A 25,726-nucleotide genomic window follows, 5' to 3' on the forward strand; every position below is an offset into this window, starting at 1 on the left:
GTCGGGGCACGGATTCTCTCCGGTCATCAGACACAGTTGAGTTCCTTTCGTGGCGCGTTGTGGGCGAACCGCTCGGCGGACAGGGCCGAGACGTCGACGAACGGCCGCCGCCCCAGGTAGAGGTCGCGGACGACCTCACCCACCGCGGGTCCCTGCAGGAAGCCGTGGCCGGAGAAGCCGGTCGCGTACAGGAAGCGGCCGTCTCCCGGTGCTTCTCCGATGAGCGCGTTGTGGTCCGGGGTGACTTCGTAGAGCCCGGCCCATCCCGTGGCGATGTCCGCTTCGAGGAGCCGCGGGGCCCGCACGGACATGGCTTCGGAGAGCCGGGGCAGCCAGGCGTCCGTGCGGGACAGGTCGAAGCCCGGGGTCTCGTCGGGGTCCGACATGCCGAGCAGTACGCCCTGGCCCTCTCCGTGGAAGTAGAAGCTGGTCGAGAAGTCGATCGTCATGGGGGATGCGTGAGGGCGCGTCCCGCAGCGGACCGGTGACGAGGATCTGGCGCCGGTACGGCCTAACGGGAAGGTCGATCCCCGCCATCGCCCCGATGGCCGCCGACCAGGCCCCGGCGGCGCAGATCACGGTGTTCGCCGTGACCGTGCCGCGGTCGGTGACCACTGTGCCGGCGCCGGATGCGGTCGCCGCACGCTCCATGCCCGTGACGTGACATCCCGTCACCAGGCGGGCGCCGTGCCGGCGCGCGGCCGCCGCGTACCCGAGGACCACCGATTCCGGCGAGCAGTAGCCGTCCTCGGGCGAGTACGCCGCGGCCAGCACGCCGTCCGTCGAGATCAGCGGGGACAGCTCGCGGGCCTCGGCGGCGTCCAGCAGGCGGCTGGGGACGCCCAGGGCGTTCTGCACGGCCACGTTGCGTTCGAACGCCGCCACGTCCTCCGGTCGCGTGAGCAAGAAGAGATAGCCCTCCCGGTGCAGGTCGATCTCCTGGCCCGGCCGGTCGCGGAAGTCCTGGAACAGCTCCAGGCTGCGGACCCCGAGCTGGATGTTGACGGCGTCCGAGAACTGTCCACGGACACCTCCCGCCGCCTTGCTCGTGGACCCCGAACCCAGCGCGCCGCGCTCGAGCAGCAGCACGTCCCGGACGCCGGCCTCGGCGAGGTGGAAGGCGATGCTGGTGCCCACGACACCGCCCCCCACGATCACCACCTCCGCGGCGGGCGGGAGCTCCCGCGCCGAGGCCCTCGTCCCCATCAGCTGGCCAGCCCTGCCGCGCCGTCGGCGGCGAACGTGGGCATGTGGCGGGGCAGCGCGCCCCAGACCCGCGGGGTGAAGAAGTGCCCGCCCGGCAGGAGCTCCTGCGAGTACGGCCCGTCCGTCAGCTCCGCCCAGCCCTCATGCGCGGGCGTCAGTTCCTGCTCGCCCACCATGAGGTGGATGCCCGCGCGCAGCCGGGGGCCCGGCCGGAACTCGTACTCGGCGTAGGCGGCCATGTCCATGCGCAACAGGTCGACCGCCATCAACAGCAGATCGGGGTCGTCGAGCACGGACCGCGGTACGCCGCCGCCGGCCTCCAGCGAGGCCGCCAACTCCTCGTCGGAGGCGGTGGCGAGCTTCGCCGTCCGGACCCCGGTCCAGTGCTGCGGCGCGATGTGCCCGGACAGCACCAGGCTCTCCGGACCCTCGGCGCCCCGCTCCTGGAGAAGCCGCGCCGTCTCGTACGCGAGCAGCGCGCCCATGCTGTGCCCGTACAGCACATACGGGGAGCGCACTTCGGTGGCGACGGCGTCCGCGCAGTCGGCGACGAAGCCCTCCCAGCCGCCGGTGATCTCGTCGCCGAAGCGGAACTCGCGGCCCGGATAGCACAGGGTGCGCAGCTCCACGTCGATCGGCAGCAGCCGCGCCCACGGCCGGAAGGAAACCGTTCCGCCGCCGGCGAAGCTCAGGCACACGAGCCGCCGGGCAGCCCAGGGGCGGGCTTGTGGTCGGGCGACGCGGCTCACTTCCGGCCCTCCGCCGCCACGTCCTTCAGGACGGCGCGCAACGCGCTCACGCCCAGGGCGAGTTCGGTCTCGGTCACCGACAGCGGCGGACGCCAGCGCAGCTCCCGCTCGCCCGAGCCGAGGAAGATCACACTGTGGCTGCTGAGCGCCCGCTGGAGGACCTCGTCGCGCAGCGCGCCGTCGGCGAGCGTGATGGCGCACATCAGTCCGCGGCCGCGCGGGTCGGTCACCAGGTCCGGGTACTCGTCGGCGATCTCGCGGAGCTGGCCGAGCAGGTAGGCGCCGGTCTGCTTGACGTTCTCGAACAGGTTCTCCTCGCGCACGACTTGGAGGATCCGCGTGGCCCGGACCATGTCGACCAGGTTGCCGCCCCAGGTGGAGCTGAGCCTGCTCGACGTACGGAACGCGCTGTTCTCCACCTCGAGCACCCTGCGGCCGCCAAGGACTCCGCACACCTGCGTCTTCTTGCCGAAGGCGATCACGTCGGGGCGCACGCCGAGGGCGTCGCTCGCCCAGGCCTCACCGGTGATGCCGAAGCCGCTCTGCACCTCGTCGGCGACGAGCAGCGCGTCGTTCTCGCGGCACAGCTCCGCCATCGCCTTGAGGAACTGCGGACGCAGGTGGCGGTCGCCGCCCTCGCCCTGGATCGGCTCGAAGACGAAGCAGGCGATCTCATCCGCGTACCGGTAGAAGGCGGCAGCGGCGGCCTCCAGAGCGGCCTGCTCCTCGGCGAGGAGCTCGGGCTCGTCCCACCGGCTCATGTCGTTGACGGCGGGGCTCGGGATACGCGGCCAGTCGAAGACGGGGAAGTCCCGGATCTTGGACGGGTCGGTGTTGGTCAGCGACATCGTGTAGCCGCTGCGCCCGTGGAAGGCCTTCTCCAGGTGCAGGGCGCGCGAGCCGCGCACGGCGATGCCGCGGGCCGCGTTGTGCTGCGTCTTCCAGTCGAAGGCGACCTTCAGCGCGTTCTCCACGGCGAGTGCGCCGCCGTCGATGAAGAAGAGGTAGGGCATGTCGTCGGAGCCGAGCAGGCCCAGGAACTCCGCGACGAACTGGGCCTGTTCCCGCGTGCCGTAGTCGGGGTTGGCGGGCTTCATCCGGGCCGCGGCGAGGAACGCCTCGTCGAGTGCGTCGTCGCCGTGCAGCGCGGGATGGTTGTGGCCGAGCGGCGCGGATGCGTAGAACATCGACATGTCCAGGTAGCGGGAGCCGTCCCGCTCGTCCACCAGCCAGCAACCCTGGCTGGCGCGGACGTCCAGGATGATGTCTCCGAAGTCCCCGCTGACGTGGTCGCGCAGCAGATCGATCCCGGCCTCGCTCATGACTGTCCCCTTGTCCTGTGATCGGTGGGTGTGCAGGTGTCGTGCGCTGGGCGTGCTGTCAGGTCGTGTGGCGGGCATGCGGTCAGGTCCGCGCCGCTTGCTGGCGCTCGCGCACGCTGCGCGGCCGGATGTCCGTCCAGACGCTGTCGATGTGCGCGACGCACTCCTCGCGGGTGCCGCGGGTGCCCTCGCGGTGCCAGCCCAGGGGCAGGTCACGGTCGGCCTGCCAGAGGGAGTACTGCTCTTCGTCGTTGCGGACGACGTCGTAGAGGGGCGCTTCGGACATGGGTGTCTTTCTCCTTCAGGCGTGTGCGGGGCGTGGAGTGTGGGGAGCGTTCAGAGCACGGCGGGCTCGGCCGCCGGTTCGGCGACCCGGCCGCGTTCGAGCTTGAGGATCTGGTCGGCGATGCCGAAGTAGCGGTCGTCGTGGGTGATGGCGATGACGGTCTTGCCGCGCTTGCGGAGCGCGGGCAGGACCTCGGTGTAGAAGAACTCCCGGAACTCGGGGTCCTGGTCGGCGGCCCACTCGTCGAACAGCAGGACCGGCCGCTCGGAGAGCAGCGCCGACACCAGAGCAAGGCGTTTGCGCTGTCCGGTGGACAGGGAGATCGTGGAGAACTCCCCGTCGCGTACGGTGACTTTGCTGTCCATGGCGAGCTGGGCAAGGAGCCGGTTGGCCTCGTCGTCGGTGTCCGGACGGCCGGGCAGGGTGCGGAAGAGGTGAACGTCGGAGAAGACCCCGGCGACGCTCTGCCGCAGCTCCTCGACCCGGTCACCGGTCACCGGCGTGCCGTTGAGGCTGATCTCGCCGCCGCCGGGCAGATAGAGCCCACTGATCATCTTGGCCAGCGTGGTCTTGCCGCTGCCGTTGCCGCCGATCAGGCAGGTGATCGTGCCCGGTGCGAACTCGGCGTCGATCGGGCCAACCTGGAAGCCGCTGTCGTCCGTGTCGGAGTCGTAGCGGAATTCCACGCCGTGCAGCCGCAGCGCCGCGCCGTCGCTCCGCCCGCCGCCCTGCGGCTTGGTGGCCGACAGACCGCTCTCGTCACCCAGGTCGAGCGCGTTGAGCGAACGCAGCGCGGTTCCGGCCCGGCCGAGCGCGGGGATCAGGTTGAGCACGGTCACCAGCGGCGTGTTGATGTAGATGACGGCGAGCGTGAAGCCGGTCAAGTCGTCGGCGGGGATGCCGAAGTGTGGCCCGGCGAACAGCATGATGCCGATGGTGGCGAGGAAGAGGAGCTGTCCCCAGGAGCCGGCGATGGTGTACAGGGACACACCTCGGGTGGTGTCCCGTACGAGCAGCTCGCCGGTGGCACCGACCCCGCCCTCCAGGACCGCGTCACGCCGCTCACGGTCCAGCTTCAGCTCCTTGGCACCGCGGGTGACGCTCTCCAAGTGCGCGTGCATGGCGTCCTGGTGCTCACGGGCCCGCCGCAGATGGGCGCCCGCCCGGCGCACCGGGAGCTGATAGAGCACCAGGCCGACGGCGAACACGCCCACCATGCCCAGGAGCATCTTGAGGGAGAGCATCCCGATGTAGACGAACGCCCCGACGACGATCGCGCCGTTCATGGACAGCAGCGGCACGCTGCTGACCGCGCTGGTGATCACCTGTACGTCGTCGGTGAGCGCGGACTGCAGCCGGGCGGGCCCGATGCTTTCGATCCGCCGCATCCCGCTGTCCAGGATCCGGCGGCACAGTTCCATCCGCAGTCCCTGGATGGAGCGCTGGGCAAGACGGATCAGCAGGACGGAGGACACCGCCCCGGCGAGCAGGACGGTGACCGCCGCCGCGATGAAGGCCGCAAGGAGTCGGGTGCCCGGGTCGTCGAGTCGCTCAAGAACCCGTTGCAGCACCGCGATCAGAACCACGGTGGCCGCGCCGGACAGCAGGCCCGCGACCAGTGCCGCGATCACTGTCCCCCGCGACCGGGTCGCGAGGAGTGAGACGAACTTCATCGTCGTCCCTTCTTCTTCGCGCCGGCGGACGGCTTCTTCTTCGCGGTGGCGTCCGGTGCGGCCGTGTCCCGCGCCGCCCGGATCAGCTCGGCGAGACCGGCGACGGTGAAGTCCGCCATGGCCTGCTGCACCCGCAGTCGCACCCCGTACTGCCGTCGGACACGCAGCAGCAGCCTGGTGGCGAGCAGCGAGTGGCCACCGGCCTCGTAGAAGTGGTCGCGGATCCCGAGCCCCTCAAGACCGAGCAGCTCCTGCCAGAGCACGAGCAGTTCCCGCTCGACGTCGTCCCTGGCCGGCTGCGCGCTGCCCGCCGTTCCCAGGAAGTCGTCGGCGGTGGGGGCGGGCAGGCGGCGTCGGTCCAGCTTGCCGCTGGCGGTCTGCGGAATCTGCTCGACCAGGCGGATGGCGGCGGGCAGCGCGTACCGCGGGAGCCGTCCGGCCGCCTGGGTGCGCAGCTCGCTGCGGTCCAGGCCTGCGCCGTCGGGCACCACGTAGGCGACCAGGCGGGGCGAGGCCCCGCCGGCGCCGTGCACCACGACGGTGCAGTCGCTGACGCGCGGGTGTTCCAGGAGTACGGACTCGACCTCGCCGAGTTCGATGCGGTGGCCGCGGAGCTTGATCTGGTTGTCGAAGCGGCCGAGGAACTCCAGCTGGCCGTCGGCCCGGTGGCGGGCCCGGTCGCCGGTCCGGTAGAGGCGCGCCCCCGGCACTCCGGAGAACGGGTCCGGTATGAAGCGCTCACCGGTAAGTCCCGGCCGCCGCCAGTAGCCCTGCGCCACCTGCACGCCGCCGATGTACAGCTCTCCGGCGGAGCCGGGCGGCACCGGCTGCAGGTCTTCGTCCAGGACCCAGATCGTGGAGCCGGGCACCGGGCCGCCGATGGGCGCGCGCTGCCTGCGCGTGACCTCGGCGGTGAGTTCCGAGACGGTCATCAGGACGGTGGCCTCGGTCGGCCCGTACCAGTTGAAGACCTTGCAGTCGCGCGCGGAGGGCCCCTCGAACCAGTCGGCGAACCGGGCCGGTACCACCTCCTCGCCGGCCAGGAGCAGGGCCCGCAGCCCCAGCGGCGCGCCGCCGGTGTCGGGTGTGCCGTCCACAGCGGCGAGTTCCTGGGCGATCGTCGGCGTGGTGGCGAGCATGGTGACGCCCTCGTCGCGCAGGTGGGCGTGCAGCTGCTGCGCGTCCGGCGCCACGTCTCCCGGCACCAGGTGGATGCGGGCGCCGGCCACCAGTCCCGCGAACAGCTCCCACACCGACAGGTCGAAGGTGAAGGTGGAGCGGACCGCGACCACGTCCTGCGCCGTCGGCTCCACCACGGTGGCGGAGGCCTTCAGGTAGGCGAGCAGGTTGTGGTGGCTGACGCCGACGCCCTTGGGGGTGCCGGTGGACCCGGAGGTGTAGATCAGGTACGCGAGGTCGTCGCCGTTGGCCCGCTGGGGGACCGCGCCGGTGGCCGATGCCGCGTCGTCGACGGTGCACACGGTGATGTCCTCCTCGGCGAGGAGGTCGAGCACCGGGGCGTCGTCGTCGGTGAGGTGCGCGGTCAGCGCGTTCCAGCAGCCCGAGTCGCGAATCAGGTGGGCGATGCGGTCCAGCGGCAGCTCCGGGTCGACGGGCACGTAGGCGGCACCCGCCGCCATCGCGCCGAGCAGGCCGGTGACGAGGTCGACACCGCGCCGGGCGACCACGGCGACCAGGTCGCCGCGGCGCACGCCGGCGGCTGCGAGACCGCCGGCGACGGCTCGGGCTCGCTCCGTCAGCTCCCGGTAGCTCAGCGCACCGCCGGGTCCCGTCACGGCGACGGCGTCGGGGCAGGCGGCCGCGACAGCGGCGATGGCCTGGTCCAGGGTCCCGGCGGGTACGTCGAGCGAACCACCGTCGGCACGGCGGGCCACGGTCTCGGCGTCGTACGGCAGCAGGCTCCCCGCGTCGTGCGGGGCGTCGGGGTCGGCGGCGAACTGGCGCAGCGCCTGTGCGTACATCGTGGCCAGGTCGGCGGCCCGCTCGTCGGAGACCCGGTCGCTGTCGTAGGCGAGGATCAGGCCCAGCTCGTGGGCGGGCGGGTGCACCGAATAGGTCGCCATCACCGCGTAGTTGGTGTCCTCCGCGGACGCCGGATGGTGGTCGAGGAGCTCGACGATGCCGGCGTCCAGGACCTCGTCGAGCGCGTGGAAGCGCACGAAGTTCACGCCCACGTCGAACAGCGGGTCGTTGCCGAAGGCCTGCTGCACGTTGATCAGCGGGGTGTGCCGGTGTTCCAGGAGCGTGCGCTCCTCGTCGAACGTTCGCCGCGCCAACTCGCGCCAGCTCCCACCCGGCACGCTCACCGAGGTCGGCAGCATGTTGATGAACAGGCCGCGCAGGTCCTTGGCGCCGGGCAGGTCCGGGCGGCCGTGCAGCACCATGCCGGTGACCGGATCGGTCACCGCGAGCGCCTCGGCGAGCACCTTGAAGTGCACGCCCACGGCGAGGCTCTTGAACGGCAGGCCCTCCTCCTTGGCGAGCTGGGCAAGGCGCTGGGAGGTGGCCGGGTCGATGTCGACCTCGACGCGGCGCACCTGCGGCAGGCCCGCCGGGCGCAGGTCGGCGACGGAACGGGGCTCGGCGTCGGCGAGCCGTTCCCGCCACACCTCGCCGGTGTCCGCCGCCTCGGTGGCCGCCCGCTCCGTCTTGACGAAGTCGGCGTAGCGCAGCGGGATTTCGGGCCAGCGCTCGCCGTAGTCGGGGGCGCCGTCCAGGAGTGCGGCCTGGCGGCTGAGGATCTCCGTCACCGTGGAGGTCCAGCTCCAGCCGTCGAGGATGGCGTGGTTCTCACTGACCGTGAGCTGGAACTCGTCGTCGCCGAGGATGTGGACGGCGAACCGCTGCAGCGGAGCGGATTCCAGGTCGAGGTGCTCGACGCGCTCGCGGGCGACGAAGGCGTCGATCTCGGCGTGCTGTGCTTCCGCGTCCAGGCCGGACAGGTCCCGCACGGTCAGGCTCGGCGCCACGTCCCGGTGCACGATCTGCAGCGGCTCGGAGTAGCCGTCCATGGAGATGCTGGTGCGCAGGACGGAGTGGCGGGTCATGGTGTCGGCGAGGGCCTGGCGCAGCAGGTCCGCGTCGAGACGGCCGCGCATCCGCACGCTGACGGTGTTGTGGTAGATGCCCGCTTCGGGGTGCAGATGCAGGTGATACAGCATGCCCGCCTGGGTGGCGGTCAGCGGGTAGGCGTCCTCCGCGTCCTGCGGCAGCGCGACGCGGTCGTCCTCGCTGATCATCTCGAAGGGCTCGGCCCGGTCCAGGGTTTCGGCCCGGCTCTCCGCGAGGTGGGCGGCGAACTCGGCCACGGTCTGGTGCTTGAACACCGCGTGCACACGGGTCTCGTGACGGTGGGCGCGCAGCGTGCCGGTGATCTCCACGGCGCGGATCGAGTCGCCGCCCAGCGCGAAGAAGTTGTCGTGCACGCCGACCCGCGCGACGCCGAGGACGTCGGACCAGACCTCCGCGACGATCTCCTCAAGAGGAGTGCGGGGCGCGGTGTACGTGGCCCCGGCGTCCAGTCGCGCCCGCTCCGGGTCGGGCAGCGCGCGCCGGTCCGCCTTGCCGTTGACGGTCAGCGGCACCTCGCGCAGGGCGGTGAAGACCGCGGGCACCATGTACGAGGGCAGCAGTCCGGCGGCGTGCTCGCGCAGTTCGGGCACCGCGGGAAGTTCCCGTCCCGCCGCGGGCACCAGCCACACCACGAGCTGTTCGCCGCGTACGTCGGCCACCGCGGCCGCGACGCCGGGGTGGGTGGCGAGGGCGACCTCCACCTCCCCCAGTTCGATCCGGAAGCCCCGGATCTTCACCTGGGCGTCGGCGCGGCCCCAATACTCGAACTCGCCGTCCTCAGTAATGCGGGCCAGATCCCCGCTGCGGTACAGACGGGCGCCCGGGGTGCCGGAGAACGGGTCGGGCACGAACCGCTCGGCGGTGAGCGCGCCGCGGCCGCTGTAGCCGAGGGTGACGCCCGCGCCGCCGACGTGGAGTTCGCCGACCAGGCCGGCCGGCACCGGGTTCAGGCCCTCGTCGAGCACGTACAGCGACAAGTCGTCGATCGGTGCGCCGATGGGGCTGCCGGTGCGGTCGCCCAGGTCCGCGGCGGTGATGACACGGAAGGTGGAGTGCACGGTGGTCTCGGTGATGCCGTACATGTTCACAAGGAGCGGGGCCCGGTCGCCGCGCGCCTCGATCCAGGGCCGCAACGTGTTCACGTCGAGCCGCTCGCCGGCGAAGACGACGTGGCGCAGGGCCAGTTCGCGGGTGGAGCCCTCGGCGGTGTCGGCGGCGACCACGCCCTTGAAGGCCGACGGTGTCTGGCTGAACACGGTGACGCCGAGCTGTTCCACGAAGGCGAGCAGGTCCTGCGGCGACTTGGCGGTGTCGTCCGGCACCAGGGCCAGCTCGCCGCCGTGCAGCAACGCGCCCCACAGCTCCCAGACGGATACGTCGAAGGCGTACGAGTGGAAGAAGGTCCACACGTCGTCGGGCCCGAAGCCGAAGTGCCGCGCGGTCGCCGTGAAGAGGCGCTGCACCTGGGCGTCGGCCACCTCCACGCCCTTGGGGCGGCCGGTGGATCCCGAGGTGTAGATGACGTAGGCGACGTCGCCGGTGTGCCGGGCGGGCAGCTCCTCGGTCCCCGCGGTGTCGACGTCGCCGAGCGGGCGGCCCTGCTCGTCGACGGACACCGTCCGCAGGCCCTCGCCGAGCCCGTCCATGCCGTGCGCGCCGCACACCACGAGACGGCCACCGCTGTCGTCCAGGACGTGCCGGATACGGTCCGTGGGGTTGCGCAGGTCGAGCGGCACGTAGGCGGCGCCCGCCCGCAGGACCGCGAGGATCGCCACCACCTGGGCGGGGCCGCGTTCCAGGTACAGCGGCACCCGCTCGCCGGGCACCACGCCGCCGGCCACCAAGTGCCGGGCCAGGGTGTCGACGCGGGCGGCCAGTTCCGCGTAGGAGATGTCCTCGCCCTGCCAGCTCACGGCGGTGCGTTCGGGGTGCAGGCCGGCCGAGCGCAGGAACGCCTGGTCCAGGGCGCGCTCGACCACGGGCTGCGCCGACGGGCCGGACGGTGTGCCGGACTCGACGAGGCTGAGCAGCCGCACGTCGCGGTCCGGGGTGGCGAGCCCCTCGGTGAGCAGTCGGAGGTAGGAACCGAGCAGGGCGGCCGCGGTGGACTCGCGCAGGAGCTCGGTGTCGTACTCCAGCATCAGCTCGAAGTCGTCGCCGCGGCTGACCACGCTGAGCGTGACGTCGGTCTTGGAGGCATCGGTCTCGACGGGCAGCGGCGTCATGACGGCGTCGCCCAGGCGCATCTGGGAGCGGTCCTCACCGAGGTAGGTGAACATCGACCCGAAGAGCGGTGATCCGGTGCTGCCGCCGACGGTCGCCGCCACCGCCGCGGTGGGCACGTGCTGGTGGTCCAGGGAGCGGGCGACGGTCGCGGCCGACTCCTGGGCCAGGTCGCGCAGCGTCGCGCCGTCCTGCAGGCGGCTGCGCAGCGGCAGCGTATTGATGAACGGTCCGACGGTGCGGCGCAGTTCGGGACGGACCCGGTTGGCCACCGGCACACCGATCACCAGGTCGTCGGTAAGGGCGGCCCGGTGCAGCGCCGCCCGCCAGGTGCCGTACAGGACGGCGAAGACGGACACGCCGCAGCCGGCGGCGAACTTCTCCACGCGGTCGCGCAGGGCGGGCCCGGTGTGGCGCACCAGGTGGTGCCCCTGGTGGCCGTGGGTGTCCGGGCGCGGGTGGTCGTAGGGCAGGCTCAGGCCGCGCGGCGCGTACTCCAGTTCGGACCGCCAGTGGTCCAGCGATGCCTGCCGCGACGGGGCGTTCTCGCTGTTCCGCTCCCACCAGGCGTAGTCGGTGTACGAGGGTCCCTCGGGCGGGGGCGGCGGAGTGCCGTCGGCACGGAACGCCTCGTAGGCGGCGGTCAGTTCCTGGATCAGGACGCTGACGGACAGGCCGTCGACGACCAGGTGGTGGAAGGCGACGACGAGTCGGTGACGGTCGGGTGCCAGAGCGATCAGCAGGCCGCGTGCCAGCGGTCCGCCGCTGTCCAGGGCGAAGGGGGCGCGCAGCTCGGCCTCGGTCAGTTCGTCCCGGCTCCGCTCCGCCGCGGGACCGTCAAGGCGGCTCAGGTCGGCGCGGCGCAGCGGGGGAAGGCGGGGCAGCAGTCTGGCGTGCGCCTTGCCGCGTACGTCCTCGGTGACCAGGCGCAGCCCTTCGTGCCGGGCGAGCAGCCAGTCGAAGGCCCGCGTCAGCGCGTCGGGGTCCAGCGGCCCTTCGATGTCCAGGGCGGCCGGGACGGTGTAGGCGCTGCCGGTGGGGTCGAGGACGTGTGCCGTCCAGAGCTGGAGCTGGCTCTCCGAGAGGACGACTTGCGCGGGGTCCTGCCGTCGGTCCACACGCGAGGTGTCGGACTGCCGCTGGGGGCGGCGGGCGGCGACGGCGCGCCGGGCCCGTTCGAGACGTTCGGAATCGGTCATGACTGTTCCTTGGGGGCGTCGTCGGTGGAGCCGGCGATGGGGGGAGGGGTGGATGCGTCGGCCGGGTCGGCCACGTCAGCCGTAGCGGGCGTGTCGTCCGTGTCGTCTGCGTCTGCCGCGTCGTCGAGGACGGCGAACACCTCGGCGAAGTCGCGGACGGAGCCGTCCTGGTCGTGCGCGAGCAGCAGGTTCGCCTGGTCCGCGACAGTGGGCGCGGTGAGCAGTTCCTGCAGGGGGAGTTCGGTGCCCATCAGTTCGCGGACGCGGGCCACGGTGTGCATGGCGCGGATCGAGTCGCCGCCGAGCGCGAAGAAGCTGTCGTGGGCCCCGACCCGGGTGACGCCGAGGACGGTGCGCCAGATCTCCGCGACGACCATCTCCACCGGGGTGCGCGGGGCGGTGAACTCGCCGCCCTGCTCCAGGTGTCCGTCCGCCGGGTCCGGCAGCGCGCGCCGGTCGGTCTTGCCCTGGGCGGTCGCCGGAATCCGGTCCAGGGAGACGAAGACCGCCGGGACCAGGTACGCGGGCAGGGCCGTCGCGCAGTGCGCACGCAGCTGTGCCACGGTGGGCGGCCCGTCCGGTCCCGGCACCACCCAGGCGACCAGGCGGTCGTCGCGCGCGTCGGCGACCGCGGCGGTCACGGCGGGGTGCCGCAGCAGGACGGCCTCGATCTCACCGGGCTCGACGCGGTAGCCGCGCACCTTCAGCTGGCCGTCGGCGCGGCCGCAGAACTCCGGCTGTCCGTCGGCGCCAAGGCGTACGAGGTCGCCGGTGCGGTAGAGGCGGGCGCCCGCCGCGCCGGAGAACGGGTCGGGCAGGAACCGCTCGGCGGTCGTCCCGCTCCGGCCTGCGTACCCACGTGCGACCCCGGCGCCGCCGATGTACAGCTCGCCGATCACCCCGCGCGGTACGGGTGCCATCGCCTCGTCGAGTACGTGGAGGGTGGTGCCGCCGACGGGGCCGCCGAGGCTGACCCGATCGCCGCCGGTGACGATCCCGGCGCTGGCGTTGGCGGTGGTCTCGGAGGGCCCGTACAGGTTCCACAGCCGTGCACCCGGCAGGAGCCGACGGGTGCGCTCCACCAGGTCGGCGGTGAGGGCCTCGCCACCGAGCAGCACATCCAGCGTCCGCTCGCGCGGGCCGCTCGCACCGTCGGCGGCCTCCAGGGACCGCAGCGTCTCGTCCCACAGCCGAGGGACCGTGTTGACGGTCGTGACACCGGCCCGGGGTGCGAGGTCGTCACCGGTCTCGATGCCGGTTTCGACACCGGAGAGTGCCGCCGCCAGCGTCTCGGCGGGCTGCTCCCCGACCGGTGGCAGCACCACCGTGCCGCCGAGCGCCAGTGGCCCCCACAGCTGCTTGAGGGAGGCGTCGAAGACCGGCGCCGCGGTCGCCGGCAGCACCGTGTCCGGCCCGATCAGGCCGGTGTCGGCGAGCCAGCCGAGGTAGTTGACCACGTTGCGGTGGGTGACCGCGACGGGCTTGGGCCGTCCGGTGGAGCCAGAGGTGAACAGCAAGTAGGCAAGCTGGTCGGGGTCAACGGGCGTGCCGCGCAGGGGCGTTGTCGCGTCCGCCGTCTCACCGGCCCCGGCGTCCTCCTGCCCGACGTGAACCAGGGTGTGGCCGCTGTCGCTCAGCAACGGCTCCGTATCGGCCGTCACCAGGCACACATCGGCGGACGCGTCGGCGAGGAGAGCGGACATCCGGTCCGCGGGGTCGTCCGGGTCGATCACCAAGTAGGCGCCCCCGGCGCGCAGCACGGCAAGCTGAGCCACCAGGCGGGTCACCGGGTCCGGCACCAGAACCGCGACGACGCCCTCAGGGCTCACGTTCAGCCGTGCCGCCACATGGTCGGCTCTGTGCAGGAGCCGGCTGTACGTCAGCGTCCGGCTGCCACAGCGCACGGCAGTGGCTTCCGGCGCACGCGCAGCGGCTCGGACGACCAGGTCGGGCAGGGTGGCGTCCCGCCAGCCGACGGCCGTGGGCGTCGCGGCAGCGGCCAGGGGCACGGCGGGGGCACCCAGAGCTGCCCGGACGACCCGCGTCCAGGGCTCCCGCATCCCCTGTTCCAGGACCGCGACGAGGGCGTCCAGAAGCCGGCCCGCCACGTCCGCGCCGAGCCCGGCGGCCTGGGCTCCGTCGAGACGCAGCTCGGCCGAGTCACCGCGGCACACCGTGTCGAGGCGGAGTCCGGGGCCGGTGCCCCGTGCCGAGAGCGACACGACGGACCAGCCGTCCACCTGCTCCGGCAGCCGCGTGTACGAGAAGCCGAGCGGTCCGTTCACCGCGGACAGGTCGCTGATCAACTCGACGTTCTCGCGCTGCGCGGCCCGCGCCGCCCGCACCACGGACACCACGTCCGCGAGTGTCTGCCCCGCGTCGAACCCGTGCCGGAGCGCGGGCCAGACGCTCAGCGGCCCCAGGGCCGACTCGAGCTGGGGCACTTCGCGCAGCCCGGTGCGCACCCGCACGGCGAGCGCCTGCGCGCCACCAAACCGGTGCAGGACCACCAGCCAGGCGGCGAGGAAGAGGGCTTCGGTCTCCTCACCGGAGTACTGACCGGCAAGCTTGACCGTGCGCACCACCTCCGACGCACCCCCGGAGGGGGCCTCGACGGTGCCGGTGACCTCGGTGTCCGCCGCCGACTGCCCGGGCGAGAGCGACCGCAGCCGCGCCACCGTCTCGCCCGCCTCGTCGAAGCCGGCGTGCGCCGACTCCTGGCTCGCGCGGGCGGCAGCCGCCTCCGGGTCGGTGAGCACGTCGTGCAGCCACTCGGCGATGTCGGCGTATTGGAGGGGCCCGTCCTCACCGGGTCCGCTGCCCGGATCGCCCGCACCGCCTTCCGGCTCGGGTGTCAGTTCGCGTGCCAGCTCGCCTGCGAGCAACAGCAGCCCTTCGGCGTCCAGGACATGGGCCGACGCGGTGAGTTCGACGCGGCCGCCGACGGCCGGGGCAGCGCTCCAGGGCCGCGCTTCGCCCTCGAGAGCCTCGGGTCCGGCGTAGACGCGCTGCGTGGGCGGCCCGCCCACCGGAGAGGCCACGAGCGCGGAGCGCAGCACCTCGTACCGCCGGGTGACCGTCTCGATCGCCTCGGCGAGCCGTGCCTCGGACACCGCGGCGGGAGCTTCGAGCACGAGCGCCGTCACCGTGTCGTCCTGGGTGGCGTCGTGTTGGTGAGGTCCCGCGCGGAAGGTCTCCGCGGCGGATGCGGCCGCTGTGGAGGTGGCCGCTGTGGAGGTGGCCGTGTTCATCGTCTTTCCCCCTTGATATGCGTGGTGGTGCCGGCCTGGGCGCCGTCGAGCGCGGGACGCGCCTCCACGTCCTCCCAATTCGCCGCGGCCGCCATCGCCACCCGGATCTGCCGTTTTCCGGTGAAGGGCGCGCGGCCGTGCGAGGCCAGCAGGTTGTCGACGACCAGTACGTCGCCGAGCTGCCAGTCGAACGCCGTGGACTCGGCCGCGAACGCGGCCCGGATGGCGTCCAGTTCGGCGCGGCTGAACTCACTGCCGTCGCCGGCCCGGCTGGTCTTCGGCACCCGTTCGGAGCCGACCTGGCCGAGCAGCTCGGCGGCCAGCTCATCCCCGATGGTGCTCAAGTGGAAGCTGGTGGCCTGGTTGAACCACACCCACTCGCCGGTGTCCGGGTGCCGGGCGACGGCGGGCCGCAGGGCCTCGGTGCGCAGGTGGTCGTCGGCGACGCGCTCCACCCGCACCCGCGTCTGTTCGGCGTAGGCGTCAAGACCGCTCTCGTCGCAGCCCAACGCCTCCTGCCAGGGGATGCCGACACCTGGCGTGTAGTTGCGTACGTAGCGCACCCCCTGCCGCTCGAGGCGGGCGACCAGATCGGCGGGCAGGCGCCGCAGCACCTTGCGGGAGTCGGCCAGCGGGGTCTGGCCGCCGGTCTCCGAGGGCAGCGCGCAGGCGAAGCCCAGGACGCGCGGCCAACTCCAGCTGTAGCACGCCTCGTTGTGCATCTCGATGGTCTGGTCCGCGGGGTACTCGGTCGAGGAGTAGATGCCCTCGCCCAGCTCGCTGCGTGGCGTGGCGCCGTCCTGGTAGGCCAGGGCGCCGTCGCCGCCGACAGCCTCCACGACCGGGCGCAGGGCGTCGGCGCCCTCCTCGAAACCCCTGAAGAGCACCGCACCGTGCTGGTGCAGCCGCTCGCGCACGAGCTCCGCGTTGGCCCGGACCCACATGGTCAGCGGAACACCTGGCCGCTGCGGCACGGCGAGCACGGGCAGCGCCACGGGCTCCAGCGGGCCGAAGGCGACGACTGAGGCATCCGTCAGAGACCGGCGCCTGAGCGGCTCTTGAGGCATGCGGGACGTACGAAGGGACATGTGCTTCTCCGAAAGGTGTCGAGGGCCCGCGGGACTCGTGCGTCACCGGGCAGGTGAGGTCGGACCGGCGATGTCGAGGCGGCGAGCCCCGAGGCGGCGCGAAGCGTGGGTGGGAGGAGTCAGTACGAGGTGCCCGGGGCCTACCCGCCCGTGCGGACGGGTTCGGCCGTCCGGGCGGACGGGCCCAGGCGCGCGGCACGGCGGGCGCGTCCCGCGACACGCTCGTCCCGCGTCCGCTCCCGGAGTCCGGCGCGGACTTCGCCGACGGTCGCGGTGTCGTCGGCGAGCGCCCTCAGAGCGAGACAGAGCCGGTCGGCGAGGGCGGCGGCCCGGCCGGTCGGGACGCGAGCGGTGTCGTGGTTGAGTGCGATGACGAGTTGGTCGCCCTCCGGGGCGGCCGAGACGGTGAGGGGAAGTTCGGTCTGCTCGCGCGCCTCGGCACGTACCACGGACAGGCCCGGCAAGCCCGTGCCCAGGTCGGCGAAGGGGAAGTTGGCCACGATCACCGAGGTGTCGAAGAGACCGGAAGAGCTGGTCCGCCCGTTCCACACGGCGATCCGGGCGAGGGGCGTGTGAATGTGTTCGTGGGCCTGATGCAGGGCCTGCTGCACATCCCTTGCCCAGGTCCCGACCGAGAGGACGTCGGGAAGGCGGGTACGCAGCGGAACGGTGTTGATGAACATGCCGACCGTGTGGTCGACGTCCTCCAGATCCGCGGGCCGTCCGGAGCCCACGCTGCCGAACACCACGTCGTCCGTGCCGGTCTCTGCCGCGAGGGTGAGCGCCCACGCCGCGTGGACCATGCCGCCGAGCGTGACGCCGAGGCGACCGGCGGTCTCCCGCAGCCGTGCGGTGTCCGCTGCCGGCAGTCTCACCTCGTGGTCCCGGTGGACCGCGGACCCGCCCGCCGGCGGCGCGAGCGCGGCCGGGGTGAATCCGGCCAGGCTTCGCGTCCAGAACTCCCGGGAGGCCTCAGGATCCCGTCGTGCGATCCACCGGGTGAAAGCCCCGAAGTCCGCCGCGGGCGCGGGCCTCACGGACTCGCCACGACGGCTCGCGGCGTAGTGGTCCAGGACCTCGCCCAGCAGGATGGGCAACGACCAGCCGTCGAACAGTACATGGTGGTTCGTCCAGACGAAGGCCCAGCGCTCGGCCGCCAGTCGGGCCACGGCGAGCCGCGCGAGCGGTCCTTCGCGCAGGTCGAAGCCGGTGCGCCGATCCTGCTGCACAAAGGTGTCGAGCCGCGCCGATGGGGAACCCACGGAGCCGTCCGTGAAGTCCAGGAACGCGACCGGGAGTTCACGCCGTGCGGGCACCACGAACAGCGGGCGCGGCACGTCCTGCCATACGCACACGCCACGCAGGACGGCGTGCCGGTCGACGGCCGCCTGCCAGGCCCGCGCGAACGCCTCCTGGTCCAGGTCTCCTTCGAGTTCGCAGACGAGCTGCTCCACGTAGACGCCGCTGCCCGCCGCGCCGTCCTCGGCCAGGCTGCGGAAGAGCATGCCTTCCTGCGTCGGGGTGAGCTGCCACACCGCCGTGAGATCGCTCCAGCGCTTGGCCCAGTCGCGCACGGCGGCAACGGGGGCGGTGCCGTGCCGCAACCCGGCGGTGAGAGCGGGTACGTCCGTCTCGTCGGTGAGCGAGCTCAACTCGCCGAGCAGCGCGTCCACGAGTTCGTCGGCGGCGGCTTGGCCGGTGTGCTCCACTTCCACGGCGAGGCGGCCGTCGCTGACGAGGCTCTCCACCACGATCGCGGCAGGGCGCGTTCCGTGCGGGTCACGTACCTGGCCGAAGCCGGGCACGAGGAGTTCGAGCACGGTGTCGGGATCGGAGCTGCCGCTGACCCGGCCCAGGTAGTTGAAGTTGAGGTGGGGCGAGGGCAGTTCATCGAGTCGTCGGGTCAGTTCCTCGTCACGGGTCAGGTGCCGGACCACGCCGTGGTCGATGCCGCGGTGCACCAGCTCCCGCAGCCGGGCGCGGACGTCCCACAGGGTGCCGAGCTGGCTGTCGTCCCCGGTGGCCACCGGGAAGGGAGCGAGTGTGGTGAACCAGCCGACCGTGCGCGACAGGTCGATGTCCGGGTCCAGGTCCTCGCGACCGTGGCCCTCCAGTTCCACGACGACGGTGGCAAGGTCGGCGATCCGGGCCTGGGCGCGGGCCGCCGCGGTGATCAGTCCTTCCTCGAGGGTGCCGCCGAGGCGGTGCACGAGGGCGTGTTGCAGCCGCTCGGTCTGCTCGGTGGTCAGCTCCCGGCGGGCCCGGCGTGCGGTGCCCTCGGTTCCGGGGGTGGCCGGTGCGGGCGCGGCACCGGCGGTGAGTGCGGCGAGCTCGTCGAGGTCCGTGCGGACCCGGTCGAGGATCTGCGGGTCCAGGGCCCTCCGGCGCAGTTCGGCGGTCCACTGCCGGTGTGTGGTGCCCTCGGCCTGGAGGTCGGGGGACAGGCCTTCGCGTGCGGCGGCGAGGGCGAGCTCCAGGTCCTCCAGGACGATGCGCCAGGACACCGCGTCCATGACCAGGTGGTGGGCGGTGAGCACCAGCCGCTGCGGTGCCTGGGGGCCCACATCGGCCAGGAGCGCCCGCAGGAGCGGACCGTTGGCGTGGTCGATCCCGCGGTTCAGCTCGTCGGCCAGCTCCCGCAACCGCTGCTCGACCTGATCCTGGGGGACGTCGGACAAGTCGCGGTACTCCACGGTGACGTCGACCGTCGCGTCGACCACGGCCCGCGGCCCGTCTTCGCCACTGTCCACGAAGCGGGTGCGCAGTGCCTCGTGGGCGCCGGCCACCGCGTTCAGCGCCGCGGTCAGATCGCCGATGGCGACCTGGGTCCGCAGGCCCAGGAGCAGGCCCATGTTCCAGTGCGTGGGCGCGGTCAGGTCCAGTTCGTGGAACCACTGCTGGATCGGGCTGAGTTCATCGGTGCCGCCGTCCTGCGGACGAGTGCCCGCCACCGCACCGGTGATGACGTGCTGGGCGAGGTGGGCGATGGTGGGGTGCTCGAACATCTGCCCAGGAGTGATGCGGATGCCGAGCCTGCGGGCCTTGGCCACCACCTGGATCGACAGGATGGAGTCCCCGCCAAGAGCCAGATAGTCGTCGTGCACACCGACCCGCTCCAGGCCAAGGACCTGGCACCACACCTCGGCGAGGCGGCGCTCCACCTCGGTGCGGGGTGCGACGAACCCCTCGTCGGCCCCCTCCCAACTGGGCGCGGGCAGTACACGGCGGTCCACCTTGCCGTTGGCCGACAGGGGCAGCTCGTCGAGGACCACGATCGCGGCGGGCACCATGTGCGCGGGCAGGTGCTCTCCCACCCACGTCCGGACGGCCTCCGGCTCGCAGACGGCTCCGGCACGCGCGACGACGTACGCCACCAGCCGGGGCTCGCCACTGCCGGGCGGCACCACGGCGGCCACAGCGGCGTCGGCAACGCCGACCGCACCCCGGATCACCGCCTCGATCTCGCCCAACTCCACGCGGAAGCCGCGGATCTTGACCTGCTCGTCGACGCGGCCACAGAACTCCAGGACGCCGGTGGCGTCGAAACGTACGAGATCTCCTGTGCGGTACAGACGCGCACCGGGCACCGGCGAGAACGGATCCGGCACGAACCGCTCGGCGGTCAGCCCTCCCCGCCCCACATATCCGCGCGCCACGCCGGCACCGCCCAGGTACAGCTCGCCCACGCCGCCCGCGGCCACCGGCCGCAGCGCCCCGTCCAGCACGAACACGGTGCGACCGGGCAGCGGCCGCCCCAGCGGCACAGTGCCGGCCTGCGCCGTCCCGTCGGCGGTGACGTCGTGGACGGTGGCGGTGATCACGGTCTCGGTGGGTCCGTAGGCGTTGAGGACGCGTCCGCCCACCGTGCGCCGCCAGATGCCGGTCTCGTCGGCGGGCATGGCGTCGCCTCCGACGATGGTGAGGCGGATGTCCAGTTCGGCGGGTACGGCGGTGCCATCGGCGAGGGTGGTGGCCATCTGCCGCCACAGTCCGGTCGGCGGGTTGAAGACGGTGACCTGGTTGCCCGCGAGGAAGGCGATCAGCTCTTCGCTGCTGAGCAGTCCGTCGGGCCGGATCACGGCCGCGCCGCCCAAGGTCAGTGGAGCAAACAGTTGCTCGGTGCTGACGTCGAAGGAGAAGGAGCCGAAGACCAGGACCCGGTCGCGCGCGGTGAGCTCGAAGGTGCTGCTCGCCTGCGCGAGGTGCGCGGCCAGCTGACCGTGTGTCACGCCCACGCCCTTGGGCCGGCCGGTGGATCCGGAGGTGAAGACCAGATACGCCAGGTCGTCCTCGCTCGCCGCGTCCAGACCCGACCGGTCGACGTCCGCGGTCAGGTCGAGGCCGTCGGCCTCCAGGACCGGCGTGCCGGCGGGCAGCACACCGTCGAGCGTCTCCCGCTGCGCCGCGCCGCGTACGACGACGGCGCAGCCCGCCTCGTCCGTCATCAGCCGCAGTCGTTCGGCCGGATACGAGGGGTCCAGTGCCAGCCAGGCACCACCGGCCCGCAGGACGCCGAGCATGGCTGCCGCCATCAGGGTGCCGCGCGGCAGGCAGAGGCCCACCACGGAATCCGGGCCCACACCCAGCTCCCGCAGCCGTGCGGCCACCACGGCCGAGGCGCTCTCCAACTGCCCGTACGTCCAACTGCGTTCAGCGTCGACCAAGGCGACGTCGCCGGGCGCCGACCGCGCGTGGGCCACGATCGCCGCGGGAATCGGCCGGTCGCTGTCCGCCGCCGGAACCCGGGCACCCGACCAGGCAAGGACGGTCTCGGTGTCACTGGTGACCAGCTCGCCCAGGGTGGCCCCCGGGTCGCCGGTGAGCGCGTCCAGAGCCCGGTCGAGGTCGTCGAGCAGCCACCGCGCGGCGTCCGCGTCGAACACCGAGGCGTCGACACACAGCCGCAGCTCCAGGACTTCGCCCGGCATGACCTGCACGCTCACCGGGTACGTGGTGCGTTCCCGGAGGCGGACGCCCGCCAGCGTGAAGCCGTCCGTGTCGATGCTCTCGAAGGGGTAGTTCTCGACGACGACGATGGAGTCGAAGAGCTGGGCACCGGCCGGGACGCCCGCCCAGGACGTGACCTCGGTCAGCGGGGCGTGCTGATGGTCGGTGAGTTCCTGCAGTCCCTGGTGCACGGATCCGAGCCACTCGTTGGCGGGCATCTCCTCGGAGATGCGGACCCGCAGCGGCAGGGTGTTGATGAAGAGGCCGACCGTGCTCTCAATGCCGTCGATCTCGGCGGGCCGTCCGGACAGTACGCTGCCGACCGTCAGGTCCCGCGCTCCGGTACGCCGGGCGACCACCAGGGCCCATGCGGCGTGGACGAGCCCGGCGAGGGTCACGCCTCGCTCGCGGGCCGTCCCGCGGAGAGCGTGGGACCTCTCGTCGGACAGCCGCAGCGTGGGCTCGTGCGGATCGGCGGCACGGCTGCCGCCCAGGACACGGGCCGGGGCGAGCAGTGCCGGGGCGGCGAATCCGGTGAGCTGCTTGCGCCAGAAGGCCTCGTCCTCGGCGCGGTCGCGGCGCTCGTTCCAGCGCACGAAGGTTCCGTAGTCGGGAGCGGGCGCGAGGTCCGCTTCGCCTCCGGTGCGCAGCGCGGCGTACAGCGCGAAGGCATCGGCCGCGACGACCGGCAGCGACCAGCCGTCGATCAGGATGTGGTGGTTGGTCCAGACGAAGGTCCACTGGTCGGCGGCGGTGCGAAGCAGCGCCAGACGCACCAGTGGCCCGCCGCTCAGGTCGAACCCCGCGCTCCGGTCACCGGCCAGGAACTCCTCCAGCCGCTCTTCCGCTGCTCCCCCGCCGCTGTCGGCGGCCGTCCAGTCTTCGTACACGGTGGGTACGTCGATTTCCCGGGGGACGACGAGCAGCGGGCTCGACACGTCCTGCCAGGCGCAGTGGGCGCGCAGGGCGGAGTGCCGGGCCGTGGCGCCGCGCCATGCTTCGAGGAAGGCCCGCGGGTCGAGGTCGCCGGTCAGGGTGCACACCAACTGCTCGGTGTAGGCGTCCGACTGCGGCTCGGCCAGGGCGTGGTACAGCATGCCCTGCTGGAGGGCGGACATGGGCCACACGGCGTGCACGGGGCCATAGGCACGTTCCCAGGAGGCAAGCAGTCCGTCGGGCAGCCCGGCGATGCCGAGGGCATCCGGCGCGGTGCCCGCGTCGCCCGTGTCCTGCGCGACGTCGGCCCCGGGCAGGAGAATCTCGGCCTGTGGGGCGAGGCCCGCGAGAGTGGGATGCTCGAACATCTGGCGTGGTGTGATGCGGATTCCGGCCCTGCGGGCCTTGGCCACCACCTGGATCGAGAGAATGGAGTCCCCGCCGAGCGCCACGAAGTCGTCGTGCACGCCGATGCGCTCCAGGCCGAGGACCTGGCGCCACACCTCGGCCAGGCGGTTCTCCATCTCGGTGCGCGGCGCGACGAACTCCTCGTTGGCGGCCTCCCAGCGGGGCGTCGGTAGCGCGCGCCGGTCCACCTTGCCGTTCACCGACAAGGGCAGCGCGTCGAGCACCGTTACCGCCGCGGGCACCATGTGTGCGGGCAACCGCTCCCCCGCCCACTGCCGGAGGCGTTCGACGTCCAGGGACGCGTCGTCGCGGGCCACCACATAGGCGGCGAGGCGCAGTTCGCGGCCGTTCGGCGCCTCGACGGCGGCCACCACGGCGTCGGTGACATCAGTGGCGGACCGGAGCACCGCCTCGATCTCACCGAGTTCCACCCGGAAGCCGCGGATCTTGACCTGCTCGTCGACGCGGCCGCAGAACTCCAGGGCGCCGGTGGCGTCGAAGCGTACGAGGTCGCCCGTGCGGTACAGACGCGCACCGGGCACCGGCGAGAACGGATCCGGCACGAACCGCTCGGCGGTGAGACCGCCGCGGTTGGCGTATCCGCGCGCGACTCCCGCGCCGCCGACGTACAACTCGCCCTGGCTGCCGGGGGTGACGGGCCGCAGGCCTCCGTCCAGCACATACACGGTGGTCCCGGCGATCGCCGTGCCGATGGGCACGGTGCCGCGCGTGCCGTCCGCGCAGAAGTGGCCGGTGGCCCAGACCGTCGCCTCGCTCGGCCCGTACTCGTTGACCAGGGCGCACTCCGGCAGCGCGGCACGGTGCTCGGCGACCAGGTCGGCGGGGCAGGCTTCGCCCGCGACCACGACGGTGCGCAGCGAACGGCCGGGGCCGCCGGGCCGGTTGAGGAGGGCACGGTAGAAGGAGGGCACGGTCAGGGTGTGCGTCAGCTCGTGCCGCTCGACCAGGGCGGCCAGTTCGTCGGCGTCCTTGACCTGGTCGGCGTCGGGCACCACCAGCGTGCCGCCGAGTGTGAGCGTCCAGAAGACACCCGCGTAGGAGCTGTCGAAGGAGAAGGAGGACAGCAGCAGGAAGCGCGGCGGGCGCGGTCCGTAGAAGGTGGCACGCGCGGCGGTGGAGCGGGCCAGGGTCCGGTGGGTCACGGCCACGCCTTTGGGGCGGCCCGTGGAACCGGAGGTGAAGACCAGGTAGGCGAGGTCGTCCTGGTGTGCCGCGTCCAGACCCGTCCGGTCGACGTCCGCGGTCAGGTCGAGGCCGTCGATCTCCAGACCCGGCGTGCCCGCGGGCACCGCGCCGCCGACCAACTCCCGCTGTGCGGCAGCGTGTACGACGACGGCGCAGCCCGCCTCCGCGGCCATCAGCCGCAGGCGTCCCTCCGGGTACGAGGGGTCGAGCGCCAGCCACGCTCCCCCGGCCCGCAGCACGCCGAGCATCGCCACGGCGGTCGACGCGCCGCGGGGCAGGCAGAGGCCCACCACCGATTCCGGGCCGACGCCCAACTCCCGCAACCGCGTGGCCACTACGGCCGACGCTTTCTCCAACTGCCCGTATGTCCGGGTCCGCTCGGCATCCACCAGGGCGACGGCGTCGGGCGCCGACCGCGCGTGGGCCACGATGGCCTCCGACACCGGCCGCCCCGAACCCGCAGCCGGCACCCCGGCACCCGACCAGCGCAGGACGGCGCTCGCGTCGGCGCCGAGGCCGGAGACGGTCGCGGCCGGGTCGGCGACGCCCTCGCTCACCAGCGTCTCGAAGAGCCGGGCGTAGCCGGCGACGGTGTCCGCGTCGAGCCGCGCCGGGTCGAAGTGCAGTACACCGTGCACGTCGTCGTCGACCTCGCCCGCCTGCAGGCGCAGCGGGAACTGGGCCACCTGCTGGCGCACCGGCACCGGCTCGGTGTCGTAGCCCGAGAAGTGGACGGTTCCCAGGCCTCCGAGGATCGCCCTGGTGCCGTAGGAGAGCCGGTCGGACTCGAACTGGAAGCTCACTTGGTAGAGCGACTGCCCGGACAGCTCCGACCCCGGGGCGAGCCGCCCCAGGATCGTGGGCGTGGGCAGGGCCCGGTGGCGTGCGGCGCCGATGTGCGCGGTGCGGGTGGCGTCCAGGACATCGGCGAAGGTGTCGCCGGCGGTGACCGGTGTGCGCAGCAGCAGTGAGTTGGTGAAGTGTCCGACGGTCCGCTTGAAGGGCTTCTTGCGGCCCTCGACGGGGAAGCCGACGACGATGTCGTCGCAGCCGGTGAGCTTGTGCAGCAGCACGTTGAAGGCGGCGAGCAGGACGGTGGCCGTGGTGCTGCGGGTGGTTTCGGCCAACCCCCTTATTCCGGCGACGACTTGGGAGTCGAGGTGGAACGGGACGTGGGCCGGGGCGTCGGGGGCGGCGACCGGGCGGGGCGCGGTCATGCCGGGCAGGTCGAGGGCGAACCGGCAGCCGTCGAGCTGTTGCGTCCAGTAGTCGCGTATCGGCTCCGACCGGGGGCCCTCCAGGAAGGCGCGCTCGGCGGCCACGTGTCGCGCGTAGGAGTCGTCGGGCTCGGTGGGCAGGCCCGGGGTCCCCTCCGCCTCTGACCGGTAGGCCGTGAGCAGGTCCTCGAGGGTGATGAAGAGGGAGCTCATGTCGCCGGCGACATGGTGCAGCACGAGGTGCAGGGTGGTGGCGTCGGTGTCCTGGTAGACGAAGAGCCGGGCAGGCGCCTCGCGGTCCAGGGCGAAGGGGCGCTCGTAGTCGCCGGCGGCGAGCAGCCGCAGCTCCTCGGCCTCGACGCCCGGCACCTCACGCACGGCGAAGGGGGCCTCGACCGCGTGCCAGCGCTGCACATACCCCGCGGCTCGCGCGGCGACGATGCCGGTGAGCACCGGGTGGCGGGCGCAGACGGCATCCCAGGAGCGGCGCAGCCGCCCGGGGTCGAGCCGCTCGGTGACCGTCACGCATCCGGCTACGTGGTACGCGGGCGACTCGGGAGCCAGCTCCTGAAGGAAGAACAGGGAGGCCTGGCCCACGGAGAGCGGTACCTCCGGCCATTCTTCCGGCCATCTTTCTGCCCGGTTGTGCTTTCTGGCATGCCTGACACCCATTGCGACGCCCTCCCCGTAAGTTGTCACAAATATGACAGCCCTCGTCACATGAGTCACAACAGTAGACACGACCCAGTCACACTTCAAGCCACATTTTGCAAATGCTTGCCGGGCCGCCTTGACGCACGGCATCCGGAACCACTCGGTCCTCCTGCCCGGCCTGCCCTGGACACGGTTCGACAGCTCCCCCCCGCGCGCCCTACGCTGCGGGCATAAGAGGCGGTTACGGTGTCGCAAACTTCAGTCGGCG

General features: G+C 72.5%; 8 protein-coding genes and 1 pseudogene. All 9 read right to left on the minus strand.

Going from position 1 to position 25,726, the window contains the following annotated elements:
* Window positions 1–26 precede the first annotated feature (26 nt).
* The 9 genes and pseudogenes from IEY91_RS32120 to IEY91_RS32160 all read right to left on the minus strand — a co-directional run bounded on the left by IEY91_RS32120 (window position 27) and on the right by IEY91_RS32160 (window position 25,608).
* A pseudogene (locus IEY91_RS32120) lies at window positions 27–1,206 on the minus strand (NAD(P)/FAD-dependent oxidoreductase).
* A complete protein-coding gene (locus tag IEY91_RS32125) occupies window positions 1,206–1,955 on the minus strand; it encodes a thioesterase II family protein (protein ID WP_164327209.1) in 750 nt (249 codons plus the stop codon). The pseudogene IEY91_RS32120 and the gene IEY91_RS32125 overlap by 1 nt, the downstream one beginning before the upstream one ends.
* Entirely contained in the window at window positions 1,952–3,277 is a 1,326-nt protein-coding gene (gene lat / locus IEY91_RS32130) for an L-lysine 6-transaminase (RefSeq protein ID WP_164327208.1), read from the minus strand. Before lat ends, IEY91_RS32125 begins: the two co-directional genes overlap by 4 nt.
* Before the next feature lie 82 nt (window positions 3,278–3,359).
* The gene (locus IEY91_RS32135) at window positions 3,360–3,563 is read right to left on the minus strand and encodes an MbtH family protein (protein ID WP_164327207.1); all 204 of its coding nucleotides are present in this window, start codon (window positions 3,561–3,563) and stop codon (window positions 3,360–3,362) included.
* Window positions 3,564–3,613: 50 nt separating this feature from the next.
* Entirely contained in the window at window positions 3,614–5,236 is a 1,623-nt protein-coding gene (locus IEY91_RS32140) for a cyclic peptide export ABC transporter (RefSeq protein ID WP_189176684.1), read from the minus strand.
* Window positions 5,233–11,751 carry a non-ribosomal peptide synthetase gene (locus tag IEY91_RS32145; RefSeq protein WP_189176685.1) on the minus strand — a complete coding sequence of 2,173 codons (6,519 nt, stop codon included), beginning with the start codon at window positions 11,749–11,751 and terminating at the stop codon, window positions 5,233–5,235. The genes IEY91_RS32140 and IEY91_RS32145 overlap by 4 nt, the downstream gene beginning before the upstream one ends.
* A complete protein-coding gene (locus tag IEY91_RS32150) occupies window positions 11,748–15,002 on the minus strand; it encodes a non-ribosomal peptide synthetase (RefSeq protein ID WP_189176686.1) in 3,255 nt (1,084 codons plus the stop codon). The genes IEY91_RS32145 and IEY91_RS32150 overlap by 4 nt, the downstream gene beginning before the upstream one ends.
* Window positions 14,999–16,090: a TauD/TfdA family dioxygenase gene (locus IEY91_RS32155; protein ID WP_189176687.1), complete on the minus strand. Its 1,092-nt coding sequence runs from the start codon at window positions 16,088–16,090 to the stop codon at window positions 14,999–15,001. Before IEY91_RS32155 ends, IEY91_RS32150 begins: the two co-directional genes overlap by 4 nt.
* Before the next feature lie 140 nt (window positions 16,091–16,230).
* Window positions 16,231–25,608 (minus strand): non-ribosomal peptide synthetase, encoded by a 9,378-nt coding sequence (locus IEY91_RS32160; RefSeq protein WP_306309935.1) that lies wholly within the window; start codon window positions 25,606–25,608, stop codon window positions 16,231–16,233.
* Between the last annotated feature and the right edge of the window lie 118 nt (window positions 25,609–25,726).

Source organism: Streptomyces lasiicapitis, assembly GCF_014646335.1.
GTDB classification, from domain to species: domain Bacteria; phylum Actinomycetota; class Actinomycetes; order Streptomycetales; family Streptomycetaceae; genus Streptomyces; species Streptomyces lasiicapitis.